The following is a 21,729-nucleotide window of genomic DNA, read 5'->3' on the forward strand; positions in this document are numbered from 1 at the left end:
TAAATTACCTATTTTAAAAACTTTCCCAATCATCTGAAGAGTCATTTGATTGAACTACTTTATTTTTTACATCATTTAATTTTGTATTACTTGTTTTTTCTTGTTTATTAGTAACTAAAGGTTCTTCTAATTTTACTAGTTCTACAATCTTTGCTTCTACTTTATCTTTTCCAATAAATTCTTTATCATTTGCATTTTGAACAACTTTATTTGCAATTGTCAATGTTGATTGTGCAATATTTCTAGTTTGAGAAGCTACTTCTGCATTTTTTTGTGTTTGTGTATCTAATGCAGATATCGAACTATTAATTTGTTCAATTCCAAGCTGTTGTTCTTTAGAAGACTTTTCAATATCACTTATTAAATCCGATGTATTCGATATATTATTACTTAATTCACTATACCCTTTAATCATTTCATCTGCAATATTTTTACCATCATTAGCTTTTGATGTTGCACTTTCTACTAAATTTTTAATCTCTTTTGCTGCTTCTGCACTCCTACTTGCAAGATTTCGCACTTCTGCTGCAACAACAGCAAAACCTTTTCCTGCCTCACCTGCAGTTGCTGCTTCAACTGCTGCATTTAAAGAAAGAATATTAGTTTGGAAAGCGATCTGATCAATTACTGAAATAGCATCACTAATTGAATTTACTTGTGTATTAATTTCATCCATAGATAAAGTTGTTTTATTTGCTAATTCTTGACCTTGAGAAGCAGATAAATTTAAGTCATTTGCATAACCTGACATTTTAATAATACTATTTGTATTACCTTCCATTTGACTTGTTACTTCTTCTAAAGCTGCGGCTGTTTCTTCTAAAGAAGCTGCAGCTTGAGTTGAAGATGTACTTAAAGTTTCTACATTTGACATAAGAGTATTTGAACTATTTTGAAGAGTTAATCCATTAGATTTATTTTCAACTAAAATTTCATTAATAATATTAGCTAATGAATTTATACCTAAAGAAATATCCCCATTGTCATTTTCAATTCTATGATTAAAATTTAAAGATTGATAAGATTTCAATGCATCATCAAGTTTTGTCATGTCAGAACAAATTTTATTTGACATAGTTTTTAACATTTCATTAAAAAGATTTTTTAACTCTTCTAAGTTTTCATTTTCTGTTTTTGCATTCACAGTGTTTTCAATTTGACCTTGATTAACTTTATTTACAATATTTTTTACATCTTCAATTAAAGCTATATCTTGTTCAATTAAGTTTTTAGTATGTTCAATATTTTTGTTTATAACATTTGACATTTTACCAAACTCATCATTTCTACTATCATCTAATTTTTCAACTGTAGCAACTTCTTTGTTTAAATAAGAGAAAAAGTTTAATAAACCTTCTTGAAAATTATCTAAAGAAGAAACTATTCTTTTAATTATAATAAAAAATATAATACATGCCATAACTATTAAAATCAAACCTAATACAATTTGACTAGTTTCAGCAGAAGCAATTTGGCTATCAATTTCATTAGCTCTTAAATTATTTTCTTCTATATGTTCTTTAATCCATTTATCAAGTTTAATAGTTAATTTTTCTGCAAAAGGATCAAGTTCAAGCATCATCTTATTACCTTCAGTTGGGCCATCTTTAACATAAGTATTTGCCATTTTTAAACCAATATTATAAAAACTTGCGAAATCTTTTTTAAATTCTTCTAATTCTTGTACCATTTCTGGTTCATTATATCTCTCGTGTTCTGTAATTACATGATCTAGAATTTTATTTCCACTAACAAAATATTCTTTTGCAATTCCAAATCCATCATCAAAACCTTCTGCTGCTCTAGTTGCAGAAACATCAGTAAACCACTGCTGAACTTGAATAACATCTCTTTGCAAATTTAAGAAACTAAAAACATGAGGAAGAATTTCTCTTTCTTTTTCAATTACTTTATTTTCTATATCTTTTAATTGAATACTATTAACTACAATATTTACAACTGCAATTAAACTAATAATAAAACCACCCATTAGTAATATTGTTTTTAATGAACTATTTTTAAACATTTAAGATCCTATTTTTATTTAATTTTATCTTGCGTAAGAACAATCATTTATATCTAAAGTAATTCCATTAATATAAACAGGACATTCAGTTGCTAGCCAAACAATTGCTTTTGCAACTTCTTCAGGTTGAGCAAATCTTCCTGATGAAACAGTCTTTTTAAACTCTTTTTTTCTCTCTTCTGAGTTATCTTTTTGCATATCAGTTTCTGTTGGACTTGGAGCAATACAATTTACAGAAATTCCATGTGCACCTAATAGTTTTCCATATATTTTAGTAGCATTTATAAGCCCTGCTTTTGCAATACCATACCAAACATCAGGATGTCCGATTTGTCCTGCAATTGATGCAACGTTTACAATTCTTCCATTTTTTTGTTTTTTCATATTTTCGCATAATAAATTCATAAGTTCAACTGGAGCGTGTAAATCCACATTCATGATTTTCTCTTTTGCCTCTTTAGGATAATTATCATAAGTATATTTTGGTTGCATAAAACCAGCATTATTAATCAAAATATCTATATTTCCAACTTCTTTTGCTAATTGCTCTAAATTTTCAATATTTGATAAGTCATACTCTATTTCTGTAACATTAGGAAGACCTCCTAAAGCAAAATCTTTGAAATCTCTAGCTACTACTATTACTTCATAATCAAGTGCTAACATAGCTTGTGAAACTGCTAAACCTATTCCTTTATTTCCACCTGTTACTAATACTCTTTTAGACATATTTTTCCTTGTTTATCTTTTATATTATTATAATAGTTTAATTTTTATTTATATTGGTTTAATTTAATAATATGTATTATGTTTACAATACAGCATTTAAGTATAAATAATAATAAAAGGTGGTATTAAAATGTATAAAAATGAAAAACAAATATTAAATATAATTAAATATACGCCACCTGTATTTGTATTAACAATTTCTATAATTATTTCTGTTTTTTTATATATAGACAAACAATCAACACTAGAAAAAGAAAAAAAACAAATAAAAACAAATTTTATACGAAGTAATAAATTAAAAATTAAAAATGATACTCATAGATTACATGATTTTATTGTAGAAACAAAAAAAGATACAGAAAAGTTTTTAAAAGAAAATATTAAAAATAGAGTTTATGAAGCACATAGAGTTGCAAGTAGTATATATAATGAAAATAAAGATATTAAATCTGAACAAGAAATAAAACAAATGATTAAAAATGCACTTAGACATATAAGATTTAATCAAGATAGAGGTTATTATTTCATCTATTCAATGGAAAACTATGAATGTATTTTGTTACCACTTGCAAAAAAACTTGAAGGTACAAGTTTTTATAATTTTAAAGATGGCAAAGGTGAATATCTTACAAGAAAAATTGTAAAACAAGTAAAAGAAGAACAAGAAGGATTTTTAACTTGGTCTTATCATAAACCAGATGATATGACTAAGCAATATAAAAAAATAGGTTTCAATAAATATTTTGAACCATATAATTGGTTTATAGGGACAGGAGAATATTTTGTAGATTTTGAAAAGCTTGTTAAAAAAGAAGTATTAAATTATACTCAAAAACTATCATCTGATAAAAATAATTATTATATGATTTTAGATTATAATGGCGAAGTATTAGCAAATAATAATAAAATGGATACATTATCAGAAATGACTACTTCTACAAAAAAAGAACTAATCCATATTGCAAAAACAGGTAGTGGTTATCTTTCATATAAAAATGATGATAATACTGCTAACAATACAATCAAAACAAGTTATTCAAAAGGTTTAAAAAATTGGAATTGGGTAATTACTAAGATTTTTTATGAAAATGATATGAGCAATCTTTTTATTCAAAAAGAAAAAGAATTAAACAAGAAATTCAATAAAAATATTTTATATATATTTACTGTTGCTATTATTTTAACATCTATACTTCTTGCTGTATCTTTTTATATATCGAGAATTTTAAATATAAAATTTAATAAATATAGAAAAGATATTCAAAATCATATAGAAGAGAATACTAAGCAAAATCATTTATTATCACAGCAAGCTAAAATGGCTGCAATGGGAGAAATGCTTGGGAATATTGCACATCAGTGGAGACAGCCTTTATCTTTAATTACAACAGCTGCTAGTGGTATGAAATTACAAAAAGATTATGAGACTCTTGATGATGATACATTTAATGATTCAATTCATAATATTACAAATTCAGCACAATATTTATCAAAAACTATTGATGATTTTAGAAATTTTTTCAAAACAGATAAAATTAGTAAACATTCAAGTATCTTAACTGTAATTGAAAAAACTTTAAAATTAACAAATGCACAACTGAAAATCAATGATATAAATTTGAAAAAAGAGCTTATAGAATATGAAGTTTATGGTGTTGAAAATGAGTTAATTCAAGCATTAATAAATATTATAAATAATTCAAAAGACGCTCTAATAACAAAAGACCACTCAAGAGAAATATCAATAAAGACTTATAAAAACAATAATAAAGGTATTTTAGAAATAAGTGATAATGGAGGAGGTATTGACAAAAAAATACTAGATAAAGTAATTGAACCTTACTTTACAACCAAACATCAATCACAAGGTACAGGAATTGGTCTTTATATGACAGACGAAATTATTAAGAAACATTTTAAAGCTTCTATGAGTATAGAAAATAAAAAATATATTCTTAATAAAGATAACTATTTAGGACTTCAGACTAAAATTGTTTTTAATCTAGAATAGTCAAGTTATCCTTTTTTTATAAGTTGCATTATTCTTTTGTTTTCATCTATTTTACAAGCAGTTATTTCTCTTTTACTTCTAGAGTTTTTAAAGCAGTGAAGAGTTCTATTTAAAACTTTTACTCGTTTATAAAATTTATCAAGTCTTGCAACTTCAACTCTAATTTCATATTTATTAATTAGTTCTGTTTTTACCTCTTCTAATTTTTTAAATTTGTAAGTATTAGAACTACTAGCAAATAGTGAAGTACTTATAAGTATAAAAAGCAATGTTTTGATAATAAATCCTTTATTTAATACATATTATCAAATTATACTTAAGTATAAATAAATAACAACAAAATTATTTTTGTTGTTATTTACTATCTATTAAAAGATGTTCATATTTTTTATCGGTTAAAATTTTCATAAATGCAACTAAGGCTTCTATTTTTCTATCACTTTGTCTTTTAGATTTTAACTCTTCTAATGAAATCGTTTCTTTAACTTCTGGATCTTCCCAAGGCTTATTTGTTTCAGGGTTAATTTTTCTATCTTTATTATTGTATTTATCATAAAACTCTACTACAGTTCTTAAATCTTTAAATACACCATTATGCATATAAGGAGAGGTAACTGCTACATTTCTTAAAGTTGGAACTTTATATTTACCTTTTTCTTTTTTATCTGTAACTTTTGGATTATTTAATAAACCACCATCAATAACAGAAACACCATTTTTAGCTCTTAATTTTATATTTGCAGGTGTACCAATATTATGGTATTCATAATTAGTAAATGTTTCACCTAATTTATCTTCACCTTTTAATACATGACAAGTTGCACAAGAGTTATTATTATTTGAGAAAAATATTGCTTTTCCTAAATCTTCTAAAGCTGACAAATTATATTCACCTTTTAAAAATCTATCATATTTTGAATCAAAAGGAGCAAACTCTTTTGTTCTTTCAAAAGCTGCTATTACTTCTGTCATAGCTTTATATACCAAATCATCATTTTCCCAAATATCATCTCCATAAATACTTTTAAAACTTTCAACATAATATGAGTTTTCTTGTAATCTAAGACTAACTTCTTTTTTATCTTTCATACCCATTTCATCAGGATTCAATGGTGGTCCTCCAGCTTGACCTTCTAAGTCATCTTCTCTTCCATCCCAAAACTGTCCACCAATATACTTTTTCTTTTTAATATCATAATGAAACTTTGGAGAAAACATTGCATACGATGCTGTTGGTGCACTTCTATCCCCTATTGAAGTATTATTATCACCTAATGAAGCCATTGAATTTACACCATTATTTCTATCATCAACAAACCCAGCTTCAGGATTATGACAAGTTGCACACGACTGAGTTCTATTTTTTGATAAGTTTTTATCAAAATATAAAACTTTTCCTAAAATTTCTTTATCTTGTTTTTGTTTTAAAATTTCTGCTTTTGATAAGGTATTATCACTTAAACACCCAGTAAATATTAGAGCAAAAAATCCTAATGCTATAAGTTTTAAATAAATCATTTTAATTCCCTTTTTTTATATTTTTTATATTTTTTACTGCTAAAAGTTTAAATGGTTTAAATACTAAATCAAAAATACTTTTATACTCATTCATTTGATTTCTTCGTAAACCAAATTTTAATACTTTTACTTCTTTTGATAGTTTTAAAGTGCCAAATACTCTGTCCCAAAGTGCTAATGTTCCTCCATAGTTTTTATTAAAAAAATTTCTACTATGATGAATTTGGTGTTGCTTTGGTGAAATAAACCATTTCTCAATTCTTTGTCCAAAAGAAAAAGGCACATGGGAATGCCTTAAATTTGATCCTAAAATTGAAAAAACAAATACAATAATATTTACACCTAAAACCGAATATATATCAATCATAGCACCAAAGAAATAGACAAATACACCAGTTACAAGACCAATACTTAATGAATATCGCAGTCCAAAAAGAAGATTTTCAATTGGATGAACTCTATAAAAAGTAATAGGAGTTAAAACTTTTGCACTATGATGAACTTTGTGAAATTCCCATAAAAAAGGAATTGTATGTAAAAATCTATGTAACCAATATCTTGAAAAATCACTTACTATAAAAAGTGAAATTGTGTACATTAAAATTACAACTTCATATGAGAAGTATGTATTTTCATAATACTCAAATTGTAAATATAGTTGTTTATTTACGAAAAAAGCGATACTTTTTGCAGAAATAACAATAGGAATTAGCATAAATACTTTTATAAAATATGAAATAAAAAAGTAATAATAATCAAGTTTAGCACTAGGATGAAGCCATAGTTTTAAACTTAAAATCACTCTTTTACCTCTTGAATTATAATAGTAATAAATTATGCTTATTGCGATTGCCGTAAAGATATAAACCCAAAATATTCTTTTATTTGGGTTTATAATATATTCTAATGCAAAAAGATCATTCAATTTTAGTCACCATCTGCATCAAGGATTTTTGCAGTTACAGATAACTGCTCAATTAGTGATAAATAATATGCATTATGTAAGTTCTTTGCACTATCATATAACTCTTTTGCATTTGAAAAATCATCATTCTTCAATTTTGATACTTCTATTTTTGCATTTTTTATTGCATTTTGTACTTCCATAACCTCAGCTTTTGCACCAGACTCTATAGCCATTTTTCCAAAATTATAAGAGTTTGAAGTATTCATTATTTCATCATGAGCATCTAAAATTGAAGCAATAGCTTCAAATGAATTCTTACTTAAAAAATATTCTGCTCTTTTATTATCAATATCATCTTTATATTTTGAAGAATTCCCACTTGGATCACCTATTCTCCACTCTTTTAATCTATATGTACTTGCAACTAATGTATTAATAATCATTGCATTTTCCCATTTTTCTTCTTTTGGTTTTTGCTTTAAATAGTTTGAATAAACTTCTTTTATATCATTTAAATGAGATTGAATTGATTTAATTATTTCAATACTTAAAAGTTTTTCTCTAGTTGTGATTTCTTTATCATTAAATAAAACGTACTCTAAAGCATTTATAGTTTTAAATGAATTTTTAAATAATGCAATATTCACATCATCTTTTGAAGCAATTACTCTTTTCATTTGTTCATTTAAATCTTCTTTTAGATTATGAAATACATCAATATATCTAGGCGAATCTAAATAATCATTGTCTATTTCACCTGCAAAATATATTGCTTCTACTTTTTTCCATGACTTTAAAAATTTCTTGAAATTCTGCTCGTTTAAATCTTTTTTTAAAGCATCAGCATTGTTTATTGTGTTTTGTACATTTGGTATTGATATATTTTTTAATATCGAAATTAATGCTGTCTCTTGTGCAAAAATAGTTGATACTAAGAACATCAATGTAAATAAAATTTTTTTCATTATATACTTCCTAAAAATTTAAGTAATTTTTTTCTTGTTTGTTTTGGTAAATTCATATAGTTTTCTTTTACACTATTTGCTTCCCCACCATGCCAAAGAATCGCTTCTTGGAAATCTCTAGCTCTTCCATCATGTAATAACCTAGGTCTTTTTTTGTTTATTTTTTCATGTAATGAAAGTCCCCATAAAGGAGAAGTTCTCCACTCTTTTGAACTTGCATTAAATTCATTTCTATTATCACTTAATTGCTCACCCATATCATGAAGTAAAAAATCCGAATAAGGTGATATAGTTAAGTTATCAGAAATTTTAAAATTATTAGCGTGACATTTAACACACCCAATTGATTCAAATATTTCTAAACCTTCTTTAAACTCTTGTGTTTGTTTTGGTTTATAGGCTTTTGTATTTTTTAAATAAAAACTAATTGCTTCTAATCGCTGTGGTGTTATATCTTCTTTGTGTACAGCTTTTGGTGCATCATTACACTCTTTTTGAGAACTAGTACAATTTTCATTCATAAAATACATACTTGTTAATCCCATATCACTAGAAGCTGCTGCTGCGGATTGCTCAATCACACTTGCTGAACTAGCTTTCCATGTATATTTACCTAACTCATATTTTTTTGTTTTAGGTGAATATACCATATTAGCTTTACCTGATATACCATCATTATTGCTATCATTTTCATCAACATTTTTTAAAATATCTTCATTTGATATTTTTTCAATTAAACCTAAACCATGTAAAGAAGGTGCAATACGATAAGTTATCGCTGTATCTTCTGATATTTTTCCATAGTTTTTATTTATAAGTTCATATTTTGGTTTTAAAAGTTCATCAATTTCACCATCAGGAAACTTTACTTTAATTTTTTCAAAATCTATTTTTACTCTTGCTTCAAAATCCACACCATGAATACCATTAATTGATATTTGTGCACCGTAAACAGGATGCGGAATAAAACCATTTTTATTTAATAGTTCTTTATGTTCAAAAGAACCATTAGAAGCAATAGATAATCTTGCTACTAATGAACGAGAGGGTTTACCTTTTTTATTGTATAAAGTTCCTCTACCATTTCCTGCATGACATGAAACACATGTATTTGCGTTAAATAATGGTCCTAAGCCATCTCTTGCAGTTGTAGCACTTGGTGCTTCAACCCAAGGTATTACAAAAAAACTTCTTCCTAAAATGAATTTATCATACTGTTCATCATTCATACCACTTATTGGTTTTAGCATTAAAGACTTATCTTTCTTTGTAGAGAAAAAGTCTCCAGTATTATTAACCGCAAAAAGCCCAGTAGCAAAAATTGCTACTAGGCTTTTAGTTAGAACTAAACGAAAGAAAGAAAAATTAAATTTTTGTTTCTTCAGCATCAGTTACATCATCACTAGTTAAATCAATACCATTTGCTTTAGCAACATTAACCATTTCATCACCTAATTTTCTCATTTCATTTTTAAGTTTTACAATCACTTTTGATTGAGAACTTGTTGATTTGATTTGATAATCAAAGTGCTCACTAGTTTTTGCAGCATTATCAACACTATTAATTTTTTCTTCAATTGATTTCATTAAAGAAATAACTCTAGTTTTTGAATCAGCATCAAGAGTATCTAATAAAGAGTTTCCAAATTTTTGACCTTTATATGTAGAAGTTAAAACATTTCTAAATCCAAGATAGTTATTTAAAATATCTCTATGTGTATTATCAGAGAAACAAGAATGTTCATCTTCTTCACTAGGAGTTAAAACTGCTACTGCAATTCTTTCATTTGCTAATTCAGATTTCATAAATACACCCATACCAGCAATAATTTGTTTTAAAGCTTCACTTGATTCAATATTTTTTGAAGAATTTGAATCACTTAAATTACCTTGTAATGCAGCTTGATATAAACCATTAGAACCATTTACATCTTTTACCCAAGCACTTTTAACAGTTGTTAAATCATTTACGACTTTAGATGCAGCTGCTTTTAAATAAGCTAATCTTCTGTCTGCATTTTTAGCAGTAGTAAAATCACTTAATGGTCGCTGTCCTGCTGTTAATGCACCTTTTGTTACTGAATCTTTTAAGAAGTTAGAGTAATCTTGATCTTGTCCCCATAATAAGAACTCAATAGCATGGTAACCAGTTGAAACATTTGCGTCTCCACCATTTTCATTTAATGCAGATAAAGCATCTTCTGTAATAGTTTTAACATTTACAGCTTGTGCATCTTCTCCACCTGGATTAAAAGTACCCATAGTATCAATAATATTTCCTGAAGTTTTAGCTCCATTTGCATCAATTGTATAATCAATCATATTTTCATCTAAAGGCCAAGCATTAAGTTGTCCTTCTAAAGCACCATAAGCATCAGCAACCCAACCTTCTTCTGCATCAATTGGACCATTTGCAAGTCTAAAGATTTCAGTTTGACCGTAAGATTCTCTTGAAACTAACCAAGCTTTTTTTGCATTAGTAAAGTTTGTAGCACTTGGATTTGAAGCAAAAATATCAATTGCTTTTTCTAAAACGATTGCATCGTTTAAAGCATCAGTATAGTTTGCTAATGCTAAATTTGCATATGAACCTAAAATTCCTTTTGACTTAACAGTTTCCATTTTTGTCATTGCATCATTTGCAGTTGTTGTTACACAACCAGTTAGTGCGATTGCAGTTACTACAGATAAAGAAGCTGCAAAAAGTTTTGTTTTATTTAACATTATGTTCCTTTTAATTTTAATATCAATTATCATTAATGAAATTAAATCAAAATTTGACTTAAAATAATATTAAACTGATAATTATTATCATAACTATATTCGAGCATATTAAAGTGTAGTTTTAAGTATTTATTATTTATACTATAAATTAATAAAGGATCAAAAATGAAAACAGCTCTTCTAATTGTATGTTTATTTATATACTCACATGCAGTAAAACCCTATGCTTTACAATTTACAGGTATAAAAGTTGAACATACATATTCAAATGGAACAAAAGAAAAATATCTTATTGAAAGAGTGATTAATTCTAAATGTCTTAATATTTCAGTTTCAAAAGAGAGTTTTACTGATCAAAACATAGCTACAAATATTCCAAATGAATGTAAGAAAACTATAATTAGTACAAAAGGTGTTATTCAAGGATTGTATATAAATGACAAAATAAAAACATACTCAGAAATTGAAGTGATGAATTTTATTTTTACAAAAACATTAAAAAATCCAGAATCATATGTATTAGTTGATAGTAGAAAAAAATCTTGGTTTGATTTTAAGACAATTCCAAGTGCCGTTAATGTTCCTTATGAAGATTTAAAATATGATGAAGATTTTGAAGAAGATTTTAATGAAGCATATAAAAATTTAGGAATTAAAGTAAATGAAAATAATAAATTAGATTTTTCAAATGCAAAAACAGCAGTGTTTTTCTGTAATGGTCCATGGTGCCCAATATCATCAAAAAGTATTAAATATCTTACATCAATTGGATATCCAACAAATAAAATGATTTGGTATAGAGGAGGAATGGCTTCGTGGGAAAGTTTATCTTTGAGTGTAACTAAGAATTTAAAATAAGGTTTAACCCTTATTTTAAAAAAGTGATTTAAAGTTTTTTAATACTTCTTTTGCACCATCTTCACCTAATTTTCCCTTTAAAACTTTATTTAGTTTTTCTTTTATCTTTTCTTCATTTTTTTCTATTTGTTTATTTATTTGATTATTTATTAAATCTTTTGAATCCAATGAAATCTTAGGTTTTGAAGTATTACCTTTTACATTTAAAGCAAATTGCGTACTTTTAATTTTAGTATTTATTTTGGCATCGATTGTACTTTTTTCTAAATCTAAAACTGATTTGTTTATATCTATTGTTGTATTTTCACTTTTCATATTAATTGTAGATGTTAAAACTAATTTATTTATATTAGTTTCAATATCAACACTTTCATATACTTCTCTTGTAATATCAAACTTTGCAAACTGGTTTAGTAAGCTTGAGAAGTTGTTTGGTAAAAAATGTCCTTGAAGTAGTTTTCCATTTAATTTACCTTTTTTCATAAGAAGATTGTAATCTAATGTTAAAGCTGTTGTTGAATCAAACACTTCAGGGTAATATAACATATGAGTTAATTTTTTGATTTGTACATCTTTAATATCTGCATGGAAATCATCATTTTTTAGATTAAAATCTAATGTACCATCAAGAAGTTTTGAATTACCTGTTAAAAGAAGTGATTTGTTTTTGCTTTCTAAATTACCAGCTATATTAATAGCACCTCTTAATTTAGTAGAAGTAATATCATATAAATTTGCAAGACTTGGTATTTGTAATAAATAATCACTATTTAAAGATGCACCTTTGAAATCAAATACTGCTTTTTTAACATCAATATTTGCTAATGATGTAGCAATTTTTGCTTCAGTAATAGCTTGACTTGGAACTAAAGAAGTTGTTGCATTAGCACTAAATACAATTTCTTTTTTAAGATTTTGTTTGAATACTGTATTTGCAACTGGATTAATGATTTTTCCATTTAAGATATTTGTTTTTATTGTTCCATCTAAAGTTCCAACATTTGCATTTACAATATTTGCATCAATATTTAAAATACCATCAGCATAAACAGGCTCATTTAAAAGACGTAAAAGTTTATCAATTTTTGCATTTGCAATATTTAAGTTAATAAATTCTGGATTTGAATCTACTAATTTTGCTGAATACTTAGTAAGACTTTCAAAAATATCTGAACTTCCATCAATATTGATTGTATTATTCTCAACTTTTACTTTTCCATTAGTAATGAAATTACCATAAAGTTTCTTTCCAATTATACCTTCAAGTTTAGCTAAATTTTTTACGTCTAATTTATAATCTGTTAATATTTTCCCAGAATCTAAAAATACTTCTGTTTGATTTGTAAAAGCATCAGCTAACGATGTGATTAAATCAGATTTAATTGTTGCTTTATTTGGTGTAAGTTTGGCTTTTATATCACTTTTAAAGTAAATTGCAGAGGCAATATTTTGTTTAAACTCTTCATTTATTACTTTATTGTTTAATTTACCTTTAGAAATATTTACAGTTAAATCTCCATCTAGGCTTGGAATATTTGCATCTTTAATATCACCTTTTAAAGTCAAATTACCAATAGCAAGATTTTTTTGATTTAAAAGATGTAACAACTTTTCGATTCGTGCATTTTTTATAAGAAAGTCAATATTCTTAGGTTCAAAATCAACAAGTTTTAAAGCATATGAAGTCTCACTTTGAGCAATATCAGAAATACCACTTATCTCAGAAAAGTTTGCATCACCTTTAAAAATACCCGAAGTAGAAAAAGGTCCATTAAGTTTTTGTTTTGTCAAATTTTCTAAATTTGAAAGTTCATTTATTTTAATATCGTATTTAAGATCAACCTTCTTTTTGAATATTTGTAAATCACCTGAAATGTTAATATTTGAATCATCATTAATACTTGCATCAAAATTTATAGTATTGAAAGTTAATGTAAAATCCTTTACTTTTAACTTAACATCACTTTGTTCATCATTTACTGTATTTTCTATGTATGATGAGATAAAACCATTTCCAGTTTTTGTAAATAACACACCGTAAACTGTACCAATTATGAATATAATCAATATTGTTAGACTTATAAAAAACTTGTTCATAAAAATCCTTAATTTAATAATTAGAATTATTATAGCTATTTTTAAATAAAAAATGAAATCTCTATAGTTTTATCTATATATAATGTTTTTTTATATATAATTTTTCCGATTTAAGTATTTAGTAGGGAAATATTTGCATTTATGTAAGTATTGCTTTGTCTTTATTGATAGGGTTACGCTATCCGAACAAACTTAGTCAAAATATTCTTAAGGATTTACAAATGAAAAAAATCGTTTTATTAATGCTTGCTATTGCTGGAGCTGCTTTTGCTGCTGACGGTGCTGTTGCAAACGAAACTTTAAAAGCTTACTCTGTGTTAGCTGCTGGTGTTGGACTTGGTCTTGCTGCTTTAGGTGGTGCTGTTGGTATGGGTAATACTGCTGCTGCTACTATTGCTGGTACTGCTAGAAACCCAGGTTTAGGTGGAAAATTAATGACTACTATGTTCATTGCTTTAGCGATGATCGAAGCACAAGTTATTTATGCACTTGTTGTTGCTATGATTGCATTATATGCAAACCCATTTTTAGGTTAATCTACAGCTACACAGCTTATAAATTAAAAAAGGTCAGAAGTTTTACTTCTGGCCTTTTTTTTTACCTGTAATAATTATTCTATATTTGAAGCTAATTCTATTATAAACTCTGCACCTTTGTATTTTATATCTTCATGCAAATATTCACTATTTTTCACTTTTAAAGAACCTTTCATACCCTCTTTTACAAGTTGATTTGACATATATAAACCAATTCCTGAATTTTCTGTTTTTGTTTTTGTTGAAAATCTAAAATCAAATATTTTATCAATAATATTTTCATCAATTCCTTTAGCATTATCTTTTATTTTTATAAATACATTTGAATCTTCTTTTCTAATATCTATTATAATGAATTTATTTTTAACATCATTATCAAAGGCATCAACAGAATTACTAACAATATTAATAATAACTTGTATTAATTCATTTGGATAACCAAGAATTTCAATCTCATCTAAACTAGTTGATAAAAAAACTTTTATATCATTCTTTTTTAAAATGCCATCTAAAAGTTTTAATGCATATTTTGAAATATAAAAGAGATTAAAAATAGTTTTTTCGTGAGTTCCATTAACAAAGTTTCTAAAATCTTCAATAGTTTGAGAAAGGTATTTAGTAGTATTTACAATAGAGCCTAAGGAATCACTTATTGTATTATTATCTAATATTCCACAGTCATTTTGTAGTTTTATACCGCTTGCAGTAGTAGAAATAAGAGAAAGTGGTTGACGCCACTGATGTGCAATATTATCCAACATTTCACCCATAGTAGCCATTTTTGACTGATACTCTAAAACTTTGTTTTTTTCTTCAAGTTCGTCTTTTTGTTTTTTTTGCTCTGTTAAATCAATATCAACACAAAACATTTCAGGGTTTTTACTTTTTTCATTTAACATTACATGTGAAGAATATACATAAACCGTATCACCATTTTTATTTATTAATGGAAGTTCCGAAGAAGGAATTGATATACCTTTATTACACCATTCTTTATGTAAGGCAATAACTTTTTCTTTCATAAAATCTGGGATTATTAAATCTTCTAAGTTTTTGCCATATGCTTCTTTTTTTGTATAACCATACATAAGTTCACTTGCTTTATTCCAATAAATAACTTTACGTTCTTTATCGTAACCTTGCACTGCTACATTAGGTATTTTTCCAATTAAATCAATAAATTTATTTTCTTCAAAATTTTTCATAATTAATCCAATTAAATTTGCTTAAACAATTATAACATTTTAGAAAGCAAGAAAGATAAAGATTAAGCATATTTTATGATATTACGTTGTAGAATTCACCTCTTTAATTATCTATGCAGCTGTGGTGGAACGGTAGACACGCGGGCTTGAGGGGCTCGTGCTTCGCGGCGTGAGGGTTCAAATCCCTCCAGCTGCACCATATGATAGTTTTAACCTAAAGATTTTTTTACTTCTGATAAAAGTATTTTTTGTTTTTCTAATTTCTCTTGCATCTCTAAAACTCTTTGGTCAAATACTTTCGAGAAGTTCAAGTTTTCTTTTATTCTTTCATCATTATATTTAAATTTAGTTTCTCTTCCTTGAAAGATTTCTTCACTTATACGTACATTTTTATTAGCTTCTACAAGTTCTTTTGTTAATTTTTGTATTTCTTCATTTAGATGGAGTTGATTTTCATTTAATTCTATTTGATTTTTTGATATTTTTATATGAGCTTTTAATCTTATTTTTAATTCTTTTGGATTTACAGGTTTTGTAATATAATCATAAGCTCCATAACTAAAGCCTTTTTCTATCTTTTCTACCTCATCAACAACTGTAACAAATATTACAGGAGTATAAATATACTTCCTATAATTTTTTACAATTTTACAAAGATCTAAACCATCCATCTCATCCATATTAATATCAAAAATAAATGCATCATAAAGGTTTTCTTCAATTAATGATAATGCTTCTTTTATACTTGTTCTTGAATCCACAATATAATCAGATTGAAGATTCGCTTCAATTATTTGAAGATTTATCTCTTCATCATCAACCACTAATATTTTATATTTTGTTTCATTCATTTTTTTTCTTTATTTTAAATTTTATTTTTCTTATAAATTAGTTTAATTATATTTTCTAATTCTACTATTAACTCATTTAAAAGTTTTTCTTTTTTTTCTATATTAAGTTCTTCTTCTATTTTTATACATTGTTTATATAAAATTCTTAATGCAAGATTACCACTCACACCTTTTAATTTATGAATTTCTTTTGATAACTTATCTTCGTTTTTAAAGTTATTAGTTAATTCCTTTCCATAATCTTTATATGTTAAGGCAAACTTTTCTAGAAGTTGATTTGCTAAGTCTTCACTCCCTACTCTATTTAAAAGTTCATTTCTATCTACATACTTATCAAGATTATAAATTTCATTGCTTTGTTTTTTTTCTTTAGTGATTAAATTAGGTAAGTATGTGCTAATTGTATTTAATAACTCATCAAAATCAATTGGTTTTGATAAATGCTCTTGCATACCAGCTGTTCTTGTAGCAATTTTATCTTCATCCATAACAGCTGATGTTAATGCAATTATTGGAACATCTTTATTAAACTCTCTAATGGCTTTACTAGAATCAAAACCATTCATTCTTGGCATATGTAAATCCATTAGTACAATATCAGGATTATTCTCTTCACACATCTTTATGGCTTCTATACCATCATTTGCAACAATTACTTTAAGTCCCATTCTTTTAAGCATTTCTTGACAAATCATTTGATTTATCTCATTATCTTCTACTAATAATACTTTAGCATTAATTATGATTTTTTCTTCTAGTTTTTGATTACTTAAATAATTTTTTTTCTTTGTTTCTTCAAAATTGATTATCGTATTGTAAATAGTAGAAGGTGTAAAAGGTTTTCGTAAGATATTATTTATTCTTACGTTTTCTTCTTCTAATTTAGCTTTTAGATTATCTTCTTCAAAAGCAGTAACCATAATAATTTCAGCAAAGGATTCAGGATTTTTCTGTTTTAGTTGTTTTATAAAATCAACACCATCAATATCATCCATAATCCAATCTACTAAAATATAATCAAAATCATTTTCTTCATTAAGTTTTTTTAATGCGTCATTTGAATTAAGAAAACTATAGGATTTAACTTCCCATGATTTTAAAATATTTTCAAGGAGCCTAATATCAATTTCATTATCATCTATAATCATAAACTTTTTATTTTTAAAATGCTCATTGTCAAAATTAAAGTTATTTTCATATTCAAGTTCAAAAGTAAAACTAAATGTAGTTCCTAATCCTTTTACACTACTTACTTCAATTTTCCCATTCATTAATTCAACAAGCTCTTTTGTTATAGTTAATCCTAAACCTGTTCCTCCATATACTCTTGTAGTAGAGTCATCAACTTGAGAAAATGATTTAAATAATTTTTCTTGATCTTCTTTAGATATTCCTATACCACTATCTTCAACACTACATTTTAAAACTAAAAGTTTTTCATCTTTTTTTACTAAAGATGTTTTAATTTCTATTTGACCTCTTTTAGTAAACTTAACTGCATTTCCAACAAGATTATTTAGTATTTGAGTTATTCTATGAGGATCTCCTAATAATATCTTTGGGATACGATGATCATGATTAATATGTAAATTTATTTGTTTTTGATGTGCTTGATAATCAAAAAGATTAGTTACATTTAAAAGCAACTTATCAAATTCAAAGCTTCTTTTTTCAAAAGTTAATTTATTTGCTTCTATTTTTGAATAATCTAAAATATCATTTATTACATTTAAAAGTGCACTTGATGAAATATCTGATTTTGTTAAAAAACCTTTTATTTTATCATTTGGATTTGAGTCTAGTGCTAATTTAGTTAAACCAATAATACCATTTAAAGGAGTTCTAATCTCATGACTCATCGTAGCTAAGAACTTGCTTTTTGCTTCATTTGCATTTTCTGCATCATTTTTTGCTTTTTCAAAAGATTTTAAAAGTATTTTTTCTTCTGTAATATCTTGAAGTATTCCTTCTAATTCGATAATCTTGTCATTTTTAGAAATAGCTCTGAACTTAGTAAAAAAAGTGAGCTTTTTATTATTCTTATCTAAATTATGAAATTCAAAGAAGTCTTCATTTTGAATGTTTTTTATTTTGAATTTAATTTTATCTAAAAATTCATCATCAAAAAAGTCATCTAATTCTTCTAAATAATAAGATTTCTTTTTAATATCCTTATAGTTTAAAAGATTAAAAATATTATCATCAAAAGTAATCATATTAGTTTTAAAACTATACTTGTAATAAGCTAGTTTTACTAAAAGTGAAGCATCATTTAATCTATCACTTGTTGTAACAATTGTTTTAGTTAAACCTCTAAAAAGTTTTGATAAGAACATTGAAGAGATTAATGCAAATATAAATACAATAAATGAAACAATTACGTTCTCTTTTAATTCTTGATTATCAAGCTGCTTTAAATACTCTTCTTTTAATTCAATTAAGATATAAAGTTCATTTGATATATCAAAATCAAACTTTTTTATAAAAGTATTTTTATCTTCATATTTATTATAAATTAAAGCTTTTTGGATTTCTTCTTTATATTCACTATTTAAATTATACTTTTTATCTAAATAGAATCCCCAACTTTTTTCTTTTTCGTAATGACTTAAAGTATTCCCATTTTTATCAAATAAAATAGTATTATAAATCGCACTTTCTTCAAATATTTTTAAAAAATCTTCCATGAAATAGTTTATTATTACTATTCCATTAAAAGAGGAATCTTTTTTCAAAGGTAAAATTGCTCTTAGTGTAGGATTGAAAGGTATTTGAACTTTTTTGTTTTCAATATTTAAATCTAAATTTGAAAACCATACTTTTTGTGCTTTATTAATTGAGTTATAAAAATAGTCCCTATCTTTTTTATTTTGTAACTGTTCTTTTTCTACAAAATGTACTTCTGAAGCTATTTTATCTCTATCTAGTCTTATTATTTCATTACCATTTTTATCAATATATCTTAATTGCATTATATCTACAGAAGTTCTAGCAAGAACTAAAAATAAATCTTTTATTTTGTCTTCATCATTTGATTTTAAAAAGTCTTTAAAAGAATTTGAGTTATTTATTGAGTTAAGTTTATTTCTTGATAAATCTAAAAACTCTTCAAAAATTTTTTGTTTTTCATAATAAATATTAATAGAATTTGATACTGTAATACTTTTTATCTTTTCACCAAATAAAACTTTATTTGTCAAAATAAAAGAAAAAATTACACCAAACGTAAATAAAACAAGTATAATTTCTACTTTAAATTTTTCATAATTATTCTTAATCATTTTATTTCCTAGTCTTTACATTATATATCATACAGAAAGTAAGCCTAAAAATCGTATAATAATAAATAATTTAAATTATTTATTATGGAGAAGAAATGAATTTAAGCAAATTTTACAAAATATTTTTTACATTAATACTACCTATTTTAATGTATTCAGAAGATATTCAAAAAGAACCTATAAAGCTAATCACACCTGATACAAAAGTAGAAGTTAAAAAAGAAGAAATAAAAAATGATACAAAAGAAACAACAACAGTTGAAGCAATTGCCACAGTTGCAAAAAGTTCAATAGAAAAGCAAATAGAAGAACAAAATAAACTTTTAAATTCTGTTATAGAAAATATCAAAAATGAAACATATTTAAATGATGCAATAGATGAAAAAGAGTACAAAGAGCAAATAGACTTCTTAACAAAGAAAATAAATATAAACAAAATCGAGAAAAATACACTTGCAGTTAAAAGAGATGAACTAAGAAGAGAAACTCTAAAGCAAGAATATAAATATGAAAATACTTTAAAAAATATAATAATTGCAAAACAAGAATACAAAGATAAAAAGTATTTTGAAAATATTTTAAAAGAAAATATAAAGTATTTAAATACTTTATTTTATGAAAAGTATACTACTATTTATGAAACAGAATCTAAAAATAAAAACACTATTTCAATTGCATTTACACAAAACTATATTGAGCTTTATAATCAGACTCATTTACAAACTTATGTTTTAACTTATCTGCTTGAAAATATGTCTTTATATAGAACTACAAACTTTTTTATTGATGAATTTAACTTACAATATCTAGTGAACCAAATCGACTCATTTTATGGGATATCATTTGTTTCTGGTCTTACATCATACTATTTAAAGTTTTCTATTGGTGAAATAGCTGTTGTAATACTAATTATGTTAGTTCTAAGATTATTAAACCTTAAAATAATTAGTTTAATTGCATCCTTAATAGCTAGATTTTTTGTAAAAATTGAAGATGCCGATAGTGAAGTAATTAGACAATATTTAAGAATGTCAATTGACGCTCCTTTAAAATATGGTTTATATTTATTAGGAATTCAAATTTCAGTTTATATCTTAATAAATGATCAAGAGCTTATTGCAAAAATTATGCCATGGATTTACACAACATATATGGCACTTCTTACATGGGGATTATATGCAATTTTAAATAATAGTATAAATATTTATGCACATACACTTTTAGAAAAATATCCTAATGTTAGAAAAGAGATGATTGTATTTATTTTAAGAATTATTAAAATTATTCTTATTTTATTAGTTATTCTATTTTTATTTACACAATTAGGTATTGATATAAAAGCTATTGCTGCATCACTTGGAGTTGGTGGTATCGCCATTGCTCTTGCATCTAAAGATACACTTGCAAACTTTTTTGGTTCTTTAAATATCATGACTGATAATTCATTTTCACAAGGAGATTGGATTAGAACTAGTTCTGTTGAGGGAACTGTAGTTGATATTAGAATGAGAACAACAAGAATTAGAACATTTGATAATGCAATGATTACCGTTCCAAATACAGAACTTGCCAATACTTCTATTATGAACTGGTCAAAAAGAAAAATTGGTAGAAGAATTAAAATGAATCTAGGTGTTACTTATCAAAGTAAAATGGAAGATGTTGTGCAATTAAAAAATGATATTTTTGAAATGCTGGATAATCATCCTCATATTGCATCAGTTAAAAATTCACAAGTTAGTCACTCAAGAAGATTTGAAGCTATTAAAAAAGAAGACTTAGATGGTGTGAAAAGAACTCTTTTAGTCTACATAGATGCTTATGGTGCTTCTTCTATTGATATTATGATTTACTGTTTTTCAAGAAGTCCAAATTGGGAAGATTGGTTAGCAACTAAAGAAGATGTATTGATTAAATTAGATGAACTTGTTAAAAAGAATAATTGTGATTTTGCATATCCTACACAAACTATTATGTTAAAGAATGATGATGACGAGTTAAGTATGAATACAGATAAATAG

16 protein-coding genes and 1 tRNA gene are annotated in these 21,729 nt (G+C 25.6%); 5 read left to right on the plus strand and 12 right to left on the minus strand.

The genetic code is table 11. The features are described from left to right. Positions 1-13: 13 nt before the first annotated feature. Positions 14-2,026 carry a methyl-accepting chemotaxis protein gene (locus tag D3Z07_RS06140; protein ID WP_122893347.1) on the minus strand — a complete coding sequence of 671 codons (2,013 nt, stop codon included), beginning with the start codon at positions 2,024-2,026 and terminating at the stop codon, positions 14-16. A gap of 24 nt (positions 2,027-2,050) precedes the next feature. Further along, complete coding sequence (locus D3Z07_RS06145; protein WP_122893348.1) at positions 2,051-2,755, minus strand: SDR family NAD(P)-dependent oxidoreductase; 705 nt, start codon at positions 2,753-2,755, stop codon at positions 2,051-2,053. A 130-nt stretch (positions 2,756-2,885) separates the two neighbouring features. Between D3Z07_RS06145 and D3Z07_RS06150 the strand changes: the two genes are divergently transcribed. Next, positions 2,886-4,766, plus strand: a complete 1,881-nt coding sequence (locus tag D3Z07_RS06150) for a sensor histidine kinase (RefSeq protein WP_122893349.1) — start codon at positions 2,886-2,888, stop codon at positions 4,764-4,766. Positions 4,767-4,771: 5 nt separating this feature from the next. Here the strand turns inward: D3Z07_RS06150 and D3Z07_RS06155 are convergent, their stop codons facing one another. The 6 genes from D3Z07_RS06155 to D3Z07_RS06180 all read right to left on the minus strand — a co-directional run bounded on the left by D3Z07_RS06155 (position 4,772) and on the right by D3Z07_RS06180 (position 10,880). Further along, a complete protein-coding gene (locus D3Z07_RS06155; protein WP_076084576.1) occupies positions 4,772-5,035 on the minus strand; it encodes a hypothetical protein in 264 nt (87 codons plus the stop codon). Between the two features lie 85 nt (positions 5,036-5,120). Further along, positions 5,121-6,284, minus strand: coding sequence for a cytochrome-c peroxidase (locus D3Z07_RS06160; RefSeq protein ID WP_122893350.1), 1,164 nt, complete (start codon positions 6,282-6,284; stop codon positions 5,121-5,123). Position 6,285: 1 nt separating this feature from the next. Then, complete coding sequence (locus tag D3Z07_RS06165; protein ID WP_122893351.1) at positions 6,286-7,209, minus strand: sterol desaturase family protein; 924 nt, start codon at positions 7,207-7,209, stop codon at positions 6,286-6,288. Positions 7,210-7,211: 2 nt separating this feature from the next. Further along, positions 7,212-8,156: an imelysin family protein gene (locus D3Z07_RS06170; protein ID WP_228200578.1), complete on the minus strand. Its 945-nt coding sequence runs from the start codon at positions 8,154-8,156 to the stop codon at positions 7,212-7,214. Next, positions 8,156-9,406: a di-heme oxidoredictase family protein gene (locus tag D3Z07_RS06175; protein ID WP_228200579.1), complete on the minus strand. Its 1,251-nt coding sequence runs from the start codon at positions 9,404-9,406 to the stop codon at positions 8,156-8,158. The genes D3Z07_RS06170 and D3Z07_RS06175 overlap by 1 nt, the downstream gene beginning before the upstream one ends. Positions 9,407-9,521: 115 nt before the next feature. After that, positions 9,522-10,880 carry an imelysin family protein gene (locus tag D3Z07_RS06180; RefSeq protein WP_076084564.1) on the minus strand — a complete coding sequence of 453 codons (1,359 nt, stop codon included), beginning with the start codon at positions 10,878-10,880 and terminating at the stop codon, positions 9,522-9,524. 165 nt (positions 10,881-11,045) lie between these two features. Between D3Z07_RS06180 and D3Z07_RS06185 the strand changes: the two genes are divergently transcribed. After that, positions 11,046-11,738 carry a rhodanese-like domain-containing protein gene (locus tag D3Z07_RS06185; protein ID WP_076084561.1) on the plus strand — a complete coding sequence of 231 codons (693 nt, stop codon included), beginning with the start codon at positions 11,046-11,048 and terminating at the stop codon, positions 11,736-11,738. A gap of 15 nt (positions 11,739-11,753) precedes the next feature. Here D3Z07_RS06185 and D3Z07_RS06190 read toward each other — a convergent pair whose 3' ends face one another. Next, positions 11,754-13,835, minus strand: a complete 2,082-nt coding sequence (locus D3Z07_RS06190; protein WP_122893354.1) for an AsmA family protein — start codon at positions 13,833-13,835, stop codon at positions 11,754-11,756. A 221-nt stretch (positions 13,836-14,056) separates the two neighbouring features. On the opposite strand from D3Z07_RS06190, the gene D3Z07_RS06195 reads away from it, so the two are divergent. Continuing rightward, positions 14,057-14,371 carry a F0F1 ATP synthase subunit C gene (locus D3Z07_RS06195; protein WP_076084555.1) on the plus strand — a complete coding sequence of 105 codons (315 nt, stop codon included), beginning with the start codon at positions 14,057-14,059 and terminating at the stop codon, positions 14,369-14,371. Positions 14,372-14,445: 74 nt separating this feature from the next. On the opposite strand, the gene D3Z07_RS06200 is transcribed toward D3Z07_RS06195, so the two are convergent. Next, on the minus strand, positions 14,446-15,576 hold the full coding sequence (locus tag D3Z07_RS06200) for a PAS domain-containing sensor histidine kinase (RefSeq protein ID WP_122893355.1): 1,131 nt from the start codon (positions 15,574-15,576) through the stop codon (positions 14,446-14,448). A gap of 115 nt (positions 15,577-15,691) precedes the next feature. On the opposite strand from D3Z07_RS06200, the gene D3Z07_RS06205 reads away from it, so the two are divergent. Then, positions 15,692-15,775: transfer RNA gene (locus D3Z07_RS06205), tRNA-Leu, on the plus strand. Positions 15,776-15,785: 10 nt separating this feature from the next. On the opposite strand, the gene D3Z07_RS06210 is transcribed toward D3Z07_RS06205, so the two are convergent. Then, complete coding sequence (locus tag D3Z07_RS06210; RefSeq protein ID WP_122893356.1) at positions 15,786-16,427, minus strand: response regulator; 642 nt, start codon at positions 16,425-16,427, stop codon at positions 15,786-15,788. Between the two features lie 14 nt (positions 16,428-16,441). After that, on the minus strand, positions 16,442-19,708 hold the full coding sequence (locus D3Z07_RS06215; protein WP_122893357.1) for a response regulator: 3,267 nt from the start codon (positions 19,706-19,708) through the stop codon (positions 16,442-16,444). Positions 19,709-19,803: 95 nt separating this feature from the next. On the opposite strand from D3Z07_RS06215, the gene D3Z07_RS06220 reads away from it, so the two are divergent. After that, positions 19,804-21,729, plus strand: a complete 1,926-nt coding sequence (locus D3Z07_RS06220) for a mechanosensitive ion channel family protein (protein ID WP_122893358.1) — start codon at positions 19,804-19,806, stop codon at positions 21,727-21,729.

This window comes from Arcobacter peruensis (assembly GCF_003711085.1).
In the GTDB taxonomy this organism is placed as follows: Bacteria; Campylobacterota; Campylobacteria; order Campylobacterales; family Arcobacteraceae; genus Poseidonibacter; species Poseidonibacter parvus.